This is a genomic window from Rhodoferax sp. LB1P47, from assembly GCF_056521445.1.
In genome coordinates this window covers 24,033-36,428 of record NZ_JBWMAU010000017.1, presented here as the reverse complement: position 1 = coordinate 36,428, position 12,396 = coordinate 24,033, and the positions used below count along the sequence as shown (strand labels likewise).

The 12,396-nt window shown below is 61.8% G+C and carries 10 protein-coding genes; 4 read left to right on the top strand and 6 right to left on the bottom strand.

All coding sequences use genetic code 11. The annotated features are described in order from the left end of the window. Positions 1–110: 110 nt before the first annotated feature. Together AC0969_RS16545 and AC0969_RS16540 are read left to right on the top strand one after the other, a co-directional pair. Positions 111–617, top strand: coding sequence for a putative pterin-binding protein (locus tag AC0969_RS16545; RefSeq protein ID WP_479625255.1), 507 nt, complete (start codon positions 111–113; stop codon positions 615–617). 49 nt (positions 618–666) lie between these two features. Further along, positions 667–1,842: a response regulator gene (locus AC0969_RS16540; RefSeq protein WP_479625254.1), complete on the top strand. Its 1,176-nt coding sequence runs from the start codon at positions 667–669 to the stop codon at positions 1,840–1,842. A gap of 69 nt (positions 1,843–1,911) precedes the next feature. Here the strand turns inward: AC0969_RS16540 and AC0969_RS16535 are convergent, their stop codons facing one another. The 6 genes from AC0969_RS16535 to scpA all read right to left on the bottom strand — a co-directional run bounded on the left by AC0969_RS16535 (position 1,912) and on the right by scpA (position 10,531). Further along, complete coding sequence (locus tag AC0969_RS16535; protein WP_479625253.1) at positions 1,912–2,385, bottom strand: VOC family protein; 474 nt, start codon at positions 2,383–2,385, stop codon at positions 1,912–1,914. A 5-nt stretch (positions 2,386–2,390) separates the two neighbouring features. Beyond that, complete coding sequence (gene bioB / locus AC0969_RS16530) at positions 2,391–3,416, bottom strand: biotin synthase BioB (RefSeq protein ID WP_479625252.1); 1,026 nt, start codon at positions 3,414–3,416, stop codon at positions 2,391–2,393. 9 nt (positions 3,417–3,425) lie between these two features. Next, a complete protein-coding gene (locus AC0969_RS16525; RefSeq protein WP_479625251.1) occupies positions 3,426–5,471 on the bottom strand; it encodes an acetyl-CoA carboxylase biotin carboxylase subunit in 2,046 nt (681 codons plus the stop codon). A gap of 313 nt (positions 5,472–5,784) precedes the next feature. Continuing rightward, on the bottom strand, positions 5,785–7,317 hold the full coding sequence (locus AC0969_RS16520) for an acyl-CoA carboxylase subunit beta (RefSeq protein ID WP_479625250.1): 1,533 nt from the start codon (positions 7,315–7,317) through the stop codon (positions 5,785–5,787). After that, positions 7,293–8,354 carry a methylmalonyl Co-A mutase-associated GTPase MeaB gene (gene meaB, locus AC0969_RS16515; protein ID WP_479625249.1) on the bottom strand — a complete coding sequence of 354 codons (1,062 nt, stop codon included), beginning with the start codon at positions 8,352–8,354 and terminating at the stop codon, positions 7,293–7,295. The genes AC0969_RS16520 and meaB overlap by 25 nt, the downstream gene beginning before the upstream one ends. Next, the gene (gene scpA / locus AC0969_RS16510; protein WP_479625248.1) at positions 8,351–10,531 is read right to left on the bottom strand and encodes a methylmalonyl-CoA mutase; all 2,181 of its coding nucleotides are present in this window, start codon (positions 10,529–10,531) and stop codon (positions 8,351–8,353) included. Before scpA ends, meaB begins: the two co-directional genes overlap by 4 nt. Before the next feature lie 94 nt (positions 10,532–10,625). On the opposite strand from scpA, the gene AC0969_RS16505 reads away from it, so the two are divergent. Next, positions 10,626–11,261 (top strand): GntR family transcriptional regulator, encoded by a 636-nt coding sequence (locus tag AC0969_RS16505; protein ID WP_479625247.1) that lies wholly within the window; start codon positions 10,626–10,628, stop codon positions 11,259–11,261. 213 nt (positions 11,262–11,474) lie between these two features. Beyond that, entirely contained in the window at positions 11,475–12,389 is a 915-nt protein-coding gene (locus tag AC0969_RS16500; protein WP_479625246.1) for a protoglobin domain-containing protein, read from the top strand. The last annotated feature ends 7 nt before the right edge of the window (positions 12,390–12,396 follow it).

Below are 12,396 nucleotides of genomic sequence, written 5' to 3'. Positions count from 1 at the left end.
CAAAGCAGTGGTTTACCCCACACCGCACCGGCATCCCTTGCTATAGTTGACCGTAACAAATTGCGACACTATCAGCCTCCCTCACAGGGGCAATTACAGGGAAACACAGCATGCGATTTTCATCGTGCAGCGCACGGATATGTGTTGCCACCATCGCCCTGTGGAGCGCCGCTGCTATGGCCCTGGACAAGCCGGTCGGCAATGTTGTACTCACCGTCAGTGGAGCCGTCACCCAGGCCAATAACGGTGCCCATGCCAGCTTCGACATGCCGATGCTGGAGAAGCTGCCGCAGAAGACCATTACCACCCAAACCCCGTGGTATCCCAAGCCCATGAGTTTTACCGGCCCGCTGCTGCGTGACGTGCTGGCCGCTGCCGGGGCCAAAGGCAGCAAAATTGTGGCCATTGCGCTAAACGACTACAAAACCGACATCCCGTTTGAAGATGCCAACAAGTTTGACCCCATCGTGGCCCGCCTGATGAACGGCAAGCCGATGCCGGTGCGCGAGAAAGGTCCGCTGTTCATCGTCTACCCGTTTGACGCAGTGCCGGTGCTACACAACGAGATCTATTACAACCGCTCAGCCTGGCAGCTGAACGGCCTCAAAGTCCAATAACCCCCCCATGCATAGCCAACCGCTGCCGCATTGAACCAGGACACCCACTATGAGCAATCCACTGGATCCGGGCGAAAAGCGCACCGTACTGGTCGTAGACGACACGCCAGACAACCTGTCGCTGATGAGCAGCCTGCTGCGCACCGAGTACCGCGTCAAGCTGGCCCCCAGTGGCGAGCGGGCCCTGAAAATTGCCAGCGCCGACGGCCGCCCCGACCTGATCCTGCTCGACATCATGATGCCCGACATGGACGGCTACGAGGTGCTGCGCCGCCTGCGCGCCGACCCCAACACGGCCGATATTCCGGTGATCTTCCTGACCGCCATGAGCGCCACTGAGGACGAGAAAATCGGCCTCGACATGGGCGCGGTGGACTACATCACCAAGCCTATCAGCCCGGCCACGGTGATGGCCCGGGTGCGCAACCACATCGAACTCAAGCTGGCCCGCGACTTTCTGCAAAACCAGAGCCGCTACCTGGAGCAAGAGGTGCAAAAACGCACCCGCGAGATCGTTGCCATCCAGGACATCACGGTGCGCGCCATGGCCTTGCTGGCCGAAACCCGCGACAACGAAACCGGCAACCACCTGCGCCGCACGCAAAAATACGTCAAGGCGCTGGCCATCCACCTGCAAAACCACCCGCGTTTTGCGTCCGAGCTGAGCGATGCGGCGATTGAGTCGCTGTACAAATCGGCCCCGCTGCACGACATCGGCAAGGTCGGCATCCCCGACCGTATCTTGCTCAAGCCCGGCAAGCTCGACGACGGCGAATACGAGATCATGAAAACCCACACCACGCTGGGCCATGCCGCGCTGGTGCATGCCGAGGAAGAGGAGGGCCAGCAAATGCCCTTCTTGCGCTACGCCAAGGAAATTACCCTGAGCCACCAGGAAAAGTGGGACGGCTCGGGCTACCCGCAGGGGCTGCGAGGCGATGCGATCCCGATTTCGGCCCGGCTCATGGCGCTGGCCGACGTGTACGACGCGCTGATCAGCAAACGCGTCTATAAACGCGCCTTCAGCCACGAAGAGGCCCGCGACATCATCCACAAGGGCCGGGCAACGCACTTTGACCCCGACATCGTGGACGCCTTCAGCGCCATCGACGGGCAGTTCCAAACCATCGCCACCGACTTTGCCGATGATGACGGCGACGGCGTGGCCGAGATGCTGCGCACCGCCACCGATTTAAACAACACCCACCCCGTCGGCAAGGTCTAGGTGCATTTTAGGCCGCTAGCGCATATAGAACATGCGGAAGCAGCTATTAATTTTATAGCAATATAAAAATCAACCTGCCAGCCGTGCAAACGCGGTCACCACCTCGGGCGGGGCCTGCACCAGCTCGACCAGCACGCCCTCCCCGGCAATCGGGAATTCGGCGCTGGCCTTGGGGTGCAAGAAGCAGATGTCAAAACCCGCCGCGCCCTGGCGGATACCGCCCGGGGCAAAGCGCACGCCCTGCGCGGTGAGCCACGCCACCGCCATCGGCAAATCGTCGATCCACAGGCCCACATGGTTCAGCGGGGTGGTGTGGACGGCGGGTTTCTTGTCCGGGTCCAGCGGCTGCATGAGATCGACCTCAACCTTGAACGGGCCGCTGCCGATGGCGCAGATGTCTTCATCCACGTTCTCGCGTTCGCTGACAAAGTTACCGGTGACTTCCAGCCCCAGCATGTCCACCCACAGGGTGCGCAGGCGTTGTTTGTCCAGCCCGCCAATGGCGATTTGCTGGATGCCCAGCACCTTGAAGGGGCGCGCCATGCCCGTTACGCCTGGGCCAGCATGCCGCTGGTGGGCAGGCCCAGCTTGGCCAGCAGGCTGCGGTCGGCTTCCACATCGGGGTTGCCGGTGACCAGCAGCTTGTCGCCATAGAAGATGGAATTGGCCCCGGCCAGGAAGCACATGGCCTGCACGGCTTCGCCCATTTGCTGGCGACCGGCAGACAGGCGCACGCGGGTGGTGGGCATGGTGATGCGGGCCACGGCGATCACGCGCACAAATTCCAGCGGGTCCAGCGGTGGCGTGTCGGCCAGCGGCGTGCCTTCTACGCGCACCAGGTTGTTGACCGGCACGGATTCTGGGTAGCTGGGCTGTAGGTTGGCCAGTTGGGCAATCAGCCCGGCGCGCTGGGCCCGGGTTTCGCCCAGGCCGACGATGCCGCCGCTGCACACCTTCACACCTGCGCCGCGCACGCGGTTCAGGGTGTCCAGCCGGTCTTGGTAGACGCGGGTGTCGATGATGTCGCCGTAAAAGTCGGGTGCGGTGTCGAGGTTGTGGTTGTAGTAGTCGAGGCCCGCGTCTTTGAGCTGGGCGGCGTGGCCGTCTTCCAGCATGCCCAGGGTGGCGCAGGTTTCCATGCCCAGGGCCTTCACGGCCTTGACCAGCTCGGCCACGTTGTCCACGTCACGGTCTTTGGGGCTGCGCCAGGCCGCGCCCATGCAGAAGCGGGTGGCACCGGCTTCTTTGGCGGCCTTAGCCGCTGCCACCACCACGTCCACGCCCAGCATCTTGGTGGCCTTGACCCCTGTGTCGTAGTGCACCGACTGTGGGCAGTAGCCGCAGTCTTCGGGGCAGCCGCCGGTTTTGATGGATAACAGGGTGGACAGTTGCACGTCGCCCTGGGGGAAGTTTTCGCGGTGCACGGTTTGGGCACGGTGCATCAAATCCAGAAACGGCAGCTCAAACAGCGCCTCCACAGCGGCCAGCGGCCAGCGCTCATCGGTGGTGGTAACGACGGGGGCGGCCTTGGGACGGTGCAGGGTCACGGGGCGCTCTTGGGTCAAAGTATTCATGGCAATTTCTCAAAGAAAACGAACAATCGGCTGGTCTACAGAGAGCGATTCTCCCTTGGTGGCCAACACCGCATCTACAACGCCATCGTGGATGGCGAACAGCACATTTTCCATCTTCATGGCCTCGATCACCGCCACGCGCTCGCCAGCCTGCACTTTTTGCCCCGCCGCCACCGCCACATCCACCAATAAACCGGGCATGGGCGACAGCACAAAGCGGCTCATGTCAGGGGCCGCCTTGAACGGCATCAGGGTGTAGAGCTCGGCGGCGCGGGGCGTTAGCACCAGGGCATCGAGCTGGCGGCCGTTGTGGTTGACCCGCAGCGCCAGCGGGTTCTTGCCGCCGCGCTCCACCTGCGCGGTGAATAGCTTGCCGTTGCACGTGCCGTGGATGCGGACCGCGCCAAACTGTGAATTGCTACACAATTGATAGCTTTTAGCGCCTATAGATACTGCGCTAGAGCCGGTTTTCTCTTGAAAATCTACCACGCTCACCGGGGTGTGTTCGGTCTTGCCAGCCGCGCCCAAAGAGACCACGGTGAAAGCCTCGCCCACTTCAAACTCGTGCCCGGCCACCTGCCCGCTGATACCGCTGGCCCGCTCCAGATAGCGGCGGTGCACAAAGGCGGCCAGGGCCACCAGAAAGTCGGGGTCGTCATGCGGCACGTCTTCGGCACGGAAGCCTGCGGCGTAGTTTTCGGCGATGAAGCCGGTGTTGAAGTCGCCCGCCACAAACTTCGGATGCGCCAGCAGGGCGGACTGGAACGGAATGTTGCTGCCCACGCCACGAATCACAAAGCCGTTCAGTGCCTCGCGCATTTTGGCAATCGCGTCCAGCCGGTCCGTGCCGTGGACGATCAGCTTGGCGATCATCGAGTCGTAGAACATCGGGATCTCGCCGCCGTCTTGCACACCGGTGTCGACTCGCACGCCCTGCCAGTGGTCCGTGTTCGAGGCAAACATGGTTTCTTTGGGCGGCTGAAAGCGCACCAGGCGGCCGGTAGAGGGCAGAAAGTTGCGGAACGGGTCTTCGGCGTTGATGCGGCACTCTATCGCCCAGCCTTCGCGTTTCACTTCGGCCTGGGTCAGCGGCAGCGCCTCGCCCGCCGCCACACGGATCATCAGCTCCACCAGGTCCAGGCCGGTGATGCATTCGGTCACCGGATGCTCCACCTGCAAGCGGGTGTTCATCTCCAGGAAGTAAAAGCTCTGGTCCTTGCCAACCACAAACTCCACCGTGCCCGCGCTTTGGTACTTGACCGCCTTGGCCAACAAAACCGCTTGCTCGCCCATCGCTTTGCGGGTCGCCTCGGTGATGAAGGGCGACGGCGCTTCTTCGATCACCTTCTGGTGGCGGCGCTGGATGGAGCATTCGCGCTCGTTCAGAAAAATCACATTGCCAAAGCTGTCGCCCAGCAGCTGGATTTCGATGTGGCGGGGCTCTTCGACAAACTTCTCAATAAACACCCGGTCGTCGCCAAAGCTGTTGCGGGCCTCGTTGCGGCAGCTGGTGAAGCCCTCTAGCGCCTCTTTGTCGTTATAGGCCACCCGCAGCCCCTTGCCGCCGCCGCCCGCGCTGGCCTTGATCATCACCGGGTAGCCGATGCCTTGGGCGATTTCCACCGCGCGTTCAGCCGTTTCTATGGCATCGTTTACGCCGGGGATGCAGTTCACACCTGCGGCACCCGCTAGCTTTTTTGATTCAATCTTGTCGCCCATCGCGGCAATGGAATAGTGCTTGGGGCCGATGAAAATAATGCCCTCTTCTTCCACCCGTTTGGCAAATCCGGCGTTCTCGCTCAGGAAGCCGTAGCCGGGGTGTACCGCCTGCGCACCAGTGGCCTTGCAGGCAGCGATGATCTTGTCGGCCTGCAAATAGCTGTCACGGCTGGGCGCGGGGCCGATGTGCACCGCCTCGTCGGCCAGCGCTACGTGGCGGGCTTCCTTGTCGGCATCCGAGTACACGGCCACGGTTTTGATGCCCATTTTGCGGGCGGTGAGGATGACGCGGCAGGCGATTTCGCCCCGGTTAGCGATCAGAATTTTGGTGAACATGGATTTGTCCTATTTTTTGGTTTTTGGATGCGGGTACCGTGGGCGGAATCCGCAACGGGCGCGGCGTACCTGCCGCCACTCGTGCCCCCCGGCCTGTGGCCTCCTCCTTTACCTCGCTGCGACAGGCACACCGCACCCGTTGCTACGCGGGTGCTGGCTGCTCGACTCTCAAACAGCACTCCGCACGCCTGTTGAGGAGTGGGCTGTCTGGACGTTTTGCGAAGGTAAAGGAGGAGGCCGCAGGCCGGGGGACACGCAGCAAAGCGTCCAGACAGCCCAATCCGGCACCCCACCCAGCGGCGCACATTCAACATCACAGCGGAATGTTCCCGTGCTTGCGCCAAGGGTTCTCCACCTTCTTGCTCGCCAGCATCACCAGCGAACGGCAAATCCGCTTGCGCGTCTCATGCGGCAAGATCACGTCGTCAATGAAACCACGTGCCCCGGCAACGAAAGGATTGGCGAAGCGGGCTTTGTATTCCGCCTCTTTGGCCGCCAGCTTGGCCGGGTCACCCTTGTCCTCGCGGAAGATGATTTCCACCGCGCCCTTGGCGCCCATCACGGCGATTTCGGCGTTCGGCCAGGCGAAGTTGACATCGCCGCGCAGGTGCTTGGAGGCCATCACGTCATATGCGCCGCCGTAGGCCTTGCGGGTGATGACGGTGACCTTGGGCACGGTGCACTCGGCGTAGGCGTACAGCAGCTTGGCACCGTGCTTAATGATGCCGCCGTACTCTTGCGCCGTGCCGGGCATGAAACCCGGCACATCGACAAAGGTGATGACGGGGATGTTGAAGGCATCGCAGAAGCGGATGAAACGCGCCGCCTTGATGGAACTCTTGATGTCCAGGCACCCGGCCAGCACCAGCGGCTGGTTCGCCACGATGCCCACGGTTTGGCCTTCCATGCGGGCGAAACCGATGAGGATGTTTTTGGCGTACTCGGGCTGGATCTCGAAGAAGTCGCCGTCGTCCACGGTCTTATGGATCAGCTCCTTCATGTCGTAGGGCTTGTTGGGGTTCTCGGGCACCAGGGTGTCCAGGCTGAAGTCCATGCGGTCGGCGCGGTCGCCGCTCTTGCGCACCGGGGCTTTTTCGCGGTTGTTCAGCGGCAGGTAGTTGTACAGGCGGCGCAGCATCAGCAGCGCTTGCACATCGTTGTCAAACGCCAGGTCGGCCACGCCGCTCTGGGTGGTGTGGGTGATGGCGCCGCCCAGTTGCTCGGCGGTTACCTCCTCGTGGGTCACGGTTTTGACCACCTCGGGGCCGGTGACGAACATGTAGCTGCTGTCCTTGACCATGAAGATGAAGTCGGTCAAGGCCGGGCTGTACACCGCGCCACCGGCGCAGGGGCCCATCACCATGCTGATTTGCGGAATCACGCCGCTGGCCATGGCGTTTTTCTGGAACACATCGGCATAGCCGCCCAGGCTGGCCACGCCCTCCTGGATGCGCGCGCCGCCGGAGTCGTTCAGGCCGATGACGGGTGCGCCCACCTTCATCGCCTGGTCCATGATTTTGCAGATTTTCTCGGCATGGGCTTCGCTGAGCGCGCCGCCAAACACGGTGAAATCCTGGCTGAAGACGAACACCAGGCGGCCATTGATCATGCCGTAGCCGGTGACCACGCCGTCACCAGGAATCTTGTTGTCTTGCATGCCGAAGTCGGTGCAACGGTGCTCTACAAACATATCCCACTCTTCAAACGTGCCTTCGTCCAGCAGCAACTCGATGCGTTCGCGGGCCGTCAGCTTGCCCTTGCTGTGCTGCGCGTCAATGCGCTTTGGGCCCCCGCCCATGCGGGCTTGCTGGCGTTTGGCTTCTAACTGGTCGAGGATGTCTTGCATGGGTTATTTGCTCCGTTATTAATAGCTGCTTGCGCAGATGGAATATGCGCCAACAATAGATTTCGTGCCGCAACCGAGGCCGGGGTGCGGCCTGCCGCCACGTCTTGCAGAATGCTGGGTAGTTGGGCAAGGACAGCGGGGTTTTGGTGAAAAGCCAGCTTCAAGCCCGCGTCCACGCGCTCCCACATCCAGGCCAGCGACTGCTGCTGGCGGCGGCTGGCCCACAGGCCGTTGCCGGTCTGTAGAAGTTTGAATTGCAGGGCGGCAGCCCAAAAACTGTCGATACCCTGGCCTGCCAGCGCGCTGAGTTGCAGGGCCTGGGGCCGCCAATGGGCATCGCTGTGCGCGGTAAACATGCCCAGCAACTGCATGGCGGCTGTTATTTGCAACTGGGCGCGTTGGGCGGCAAGGGGGTCGATGTCGGCCTTGTTGACCACTACCAGATCGGCTACTTCCATCACGCCTTTTTTGATGGCTTGCAGGTCGTCGCCCGCATTGGGCAGCTGCATCAGCACAAACATATCCGTCATGCCCGCCACGGCCATTTCAGACTGGCCGACACCCACAGTTTCCACCATCACCACGCCATAGCCCGCCGCCTCGCAGACCAGCATGGCCTCACGGGTCATCGACGCCACGCCCCCTAGCGTGCCGCTGCTGGGGCTGGGGCGGATGTAGGCCTGCGGGTGCACCGACAGCATTTCCATGCGCGTCTTGTCACCCAAAATGGAACCACCCGACAGCGTGCTGGACGGGTCGATGGTCAGCACCGCCACGCGGTGGCCCAGGGCTATCAGGTGCAGGCCCAGCACCTCGATGAAAGTAGATTTACCCACACCCGGCACGCCGCTGATACCGAGGCGGAACGATTGCCCCGTGTGCGGCAACAAGGCCGTCAGCAGTTCATCCGCCTGCACGCGGTGGTCGGCGCGGGTGGATTCGAGCAGGGTGATGGACTTGGCGATGGCGCGGCGCTGCACGGCGGCATCGCCCATACGCACGTCCTGCACCGCCTGCACCAGCTGGGCTGGGGTCACCGGCACGCCTTCTTGATCTGCTCCAGCACATCCTTCGCACTGGCCGGAATCGGCGTGCCCGGGCCGTAAATGCCCTTCACACCCGCCTCATACAACATCTCGTAATCCTGCCGGGGAATCACGCCGCCAACGAAGACGATGATGTCGTCCGCACCCTGTTTTTTGAGCTCGGCAATGATGGCGGGGACCAGGGTTTTGTGGCCTGCGGCCAGGGTGGAGACACCCACGGCGTGCACGTCGTTTTCAATCGCCTGGCGGGCGCATTCCTCGGGGGTTTGGAACAGCGGGCCCATGTCTACATCGAAGCCCAGATCGGCGTAGGCGGTGGCGATGACCTTGGCACCCCGGTCGTGGCCGTCCTGGCCGAGTTTACTGACCATCACCCGGGGGCGGCGGCCTTCTTTCTCGGCAAAAGCGGCTATCTCGCCCTTCAGGGCTTCCCAGCCTTCGGCGCTGTCGTAGGCAGCGGCGTAGACACCGGTGACCATTTGGGTGTCGGCGCGGTGGCGGCCGTAGATTTTTTCCAGCGCGTCGCTGACTTCGCCCACGGTGGCGCGGGCGCGGATGGCGGTGATGCTCAGGGCCAACAGGTTGCCCGCACCGCTTGCGGTGCCTCCCAATCCATCGCTTTTTGCTGCCAAAGTGATAGCTGCCAGCGCAGACTCCACCTGCGCTGGGTCGCGTTTTTGCTTGATACTTTGCAGGCGGGCGATTTGGCCGTCGCGCACCGCCACGTTATCGATGTCGCGGGTTTCAATCGCGTCCTCAAGCTTCAGTTTGTACTTGTTGACGCCGACGATCACATCCTTGCCACTGTCGATACGGGCTTGCTTGTCGGCGGCGGCGGCTTCGATCTTCAGCTTGGCCCAGCCGCTGTCCACGCACCGGACCATGCCACCCATAGCATCGACTTCTTCGATGATCTTCCAGGCCGCATCGGCCATGTCTTGGGTGAGCTTTTCCATCATGTAGCTGCCGGCCCAGGGGTCGATCACGCTGGTGATGTGGGTTTCTTCCTGGATGATAAGTTGGGTATTTCTCGCTATCCGGGCGCTGAATTCGGTGGGCAAGGCAATGGCTTCGTCGAAGCTGTTGGTGTGCAGGCTTTGCGTGCCGCCAAACACCGCCGCCATCGCCTCGATGGTGGTGCGCACCACGTTGTTGTAGGGGTCTTGCTCGGTCAGGCTCCAGCCGCTGGTTTGGCAGTGGGTGCGCAGCATCAGGCTCTTGGGGCTTTTGGCATCAAAGCCGGTCATGATGCGGCACCACAGCAGGCGGGCGGCGCGCATCTTGGCAACCTCCAGGTAGAAGTTCATGCCCACGGCCCAGAAGAAGCTCAGGCGGCCCGCGAAGGCGTCCACGTCCAGACCCTTGGCCAGCGCGGTTTTGACGTATTCCTTGCCATCGGCCAGGGTGAAAGCCAGCTCCAGCGCCTGGTTGGCCCCAGCCTCCTGCATGTGGTAACCCGAAATCGAGATCGAGTTGAACTTCGGCATGTGCTGCGCTGTGTACGCGATGATGTCGCCAATGATGCGCATGCTGGGCGCGGGCGGGTAGATATAGGTGTTGCGCACCATGAACTCTTTGAGCACATCGTTCTGGATGGTGCCGCTGAGCTGGTCCTGGCTTACGCCCTGCTCTTCGGCGGCCACCACGTAGCCTGCCAGCACCGGCAGCACCGCGCCGTTCATGGTCATGGACACGCTCACCTTGTCCAGCGGGATCTGGTCGAACAGAATCTTCATGTCCTCCACGCTGTCGATGGCTACGCCCGCCTTGCCCACGTCGCCGGTGACGCGCGGATGGTCGCTGTCGTAGCCCCGGTGGGTGGCCAGGTCAAAGGCCACGCTCACGCCCTGCCCGCCTGCGGCCAGGGCTTTGCGGTAGAAGGCGTTGGATTCTTCGGCGGTAGAAAAGCCTGCGTACTGGCGAATGGTCCAGGGGCGCACCGCGTACATGGTGGCCTGCGGGCCACGGATGTAGGGGGCAAAGCCAGGCAAAGTGTTGGTGTGCGGCAGGTCCGCCACGTCTTCGGCGGTGTACAGCGGTTTGACGGTGATGCCGTCGGGCGTGTGCCAGTCTAGCGCCGACACGTCACCACCCGGGGCCGATTTGGCGGCGGCTTTGGCCCAGGCGTCGAGGCTGGCGGGGCTGAATTCAGGTTCTGTGTGGCTCATATCGGTTGGGCTTTGCTGCGTTGCAGCAGAGTTTATCTTATTCATAATTATAAATTCAGAATTATTCATCCAGCATGGAAATAGAATGCGGCCTATGGCCCTGAACCCCCTGACCCCCCGCGCACTCTACGAAGAAGTGGCTGAGCTGCTGCGCCAGCGCATTTTTGACCGCACTTTAGCCCCCGGCAGCTGGATTGACGAACTGAAGCTGGCCGAGGAATACGGCATCAGCCGCACGCCTCTGCGTGAAGCCCTGAAGGTGCTGTCTACCGAGGGCTTGGTGACCATGAAGGTGCGGCGCGGTGCCTATGTAACCGAGGTGTCCGAAACCGACCTGGCCAACGTGTACCACCTGCTAGGCCTGCTGGAATCCGATGCCGCCGGGGTGGTGGCCGAGCGCGCCACGGCAGAGCAAATAGGCGATTTGCAAGCCCTGCATGCCGAGCTGGAAGCCGCCGTGGACGACCGCGAACTGTTTTTCGCCATCAACGAGCGCTTCCACATGCGCCTGCTGGCGATTGCCGACAACCGCTGGCGCGACCAGATGGTGCTCGATTTGCGCAAAGTGATGAAGCTGAACCGCCACAACTCGCTGCTCAAGTCGGGCCGCATCCAGGAGTCGCTGGACGAGCACCGCGCCTTGATGGCCGCACTGGAGGCACACGACGCGCCGGTGGCCGCCCAGCACATGCGGGAACATTTCAAAAACGGGCTGCAAGCCGCCGCCTGAGTTCGGCCCCTCGGTCACCTTGATTGCTATTATTTAAATAGCACCAAGCGCATATAGATAGTGCGCTAACAGCCTATTTCTTATAAATTTAAAAATTCCTGAGTGGGGGTAACTACGTCCGTTTTCCTAGGCTAGAGGTGGTAACTGAATGTTGATTTCAGCTAAGCTGTAGTAACACTTTCGATTCCTGCTGAGCCATCCACAAGGAAAGCCATGACATCTACCGAGTTGCTTGAAAAGTTCAACATCACCCCGCAAGATGTAGACAACATCCGCCAAGCGGGCAGTATCTTGGTCCCCCAACTGGAAAGCTTTGTCGAGCAGTGGTATGTGTGGCTGCGCCAGCAGCCCGAGTACCTGCAATTCTTTCCTGACACCGACAACATGGGCCGTGTCAGCAAGCTGCAAACCCGGCATTGGCAAGAATTTTTCACCACCGAAGTCAACGACTTCTATGTGGCCCGGCGCACCCACATTGGCGCGGTGCACGCCCACATCGAGCTGCCCAACGACATCTACTTTGCCGGTGTCAGCATGACGTTCCAGATGTTTGTGGAGCGCCTGCGCAGCACCGACACGCCGACAGAGCAGGTGCTGGACATGGTCATGTCGATCAACAAACAGCTCAAGCTGGACACGTTTTTGGTGATCGACACCATCTCCCGCATTGCCCGCGAGCGGATTGCCGACCACAGCCGGGCGATGATGGAAATGTCCACCCCGGTCACGCCGATCTGGGAGGGCATTTTGCTGCTGCCGCTGGTGGGCATCATCGACACCACGCGCACGGCCGAGATCATGAACAAGACGCTGACCAAGATCGCCGAGAGCCGCTCCAAGGTGTTTGTGCTGGACATCAGCGGCGTAGCCTCGGTGGACACCAGCGTGGCCAACCAGCTCATCAAGATCACCAAGGCCACCCGGCTGATGGGCTGCGAATCCATCATCTCTGGCGTGTCGCCGTCGATTGCCCGCACGATGGTGGAGCTGGGCGTGTCGATTGGCGAGGTGCGCACCACGGCCACCCTGCGCGATGCGTTTGAGCTGGCGCTGCGGGCGATTGGCGTGATGGACATGGCACCGCCCGCCAGCAGCATTGCCATACGCCCCCGCAGCAGCAGCCACTGAGCGGGCC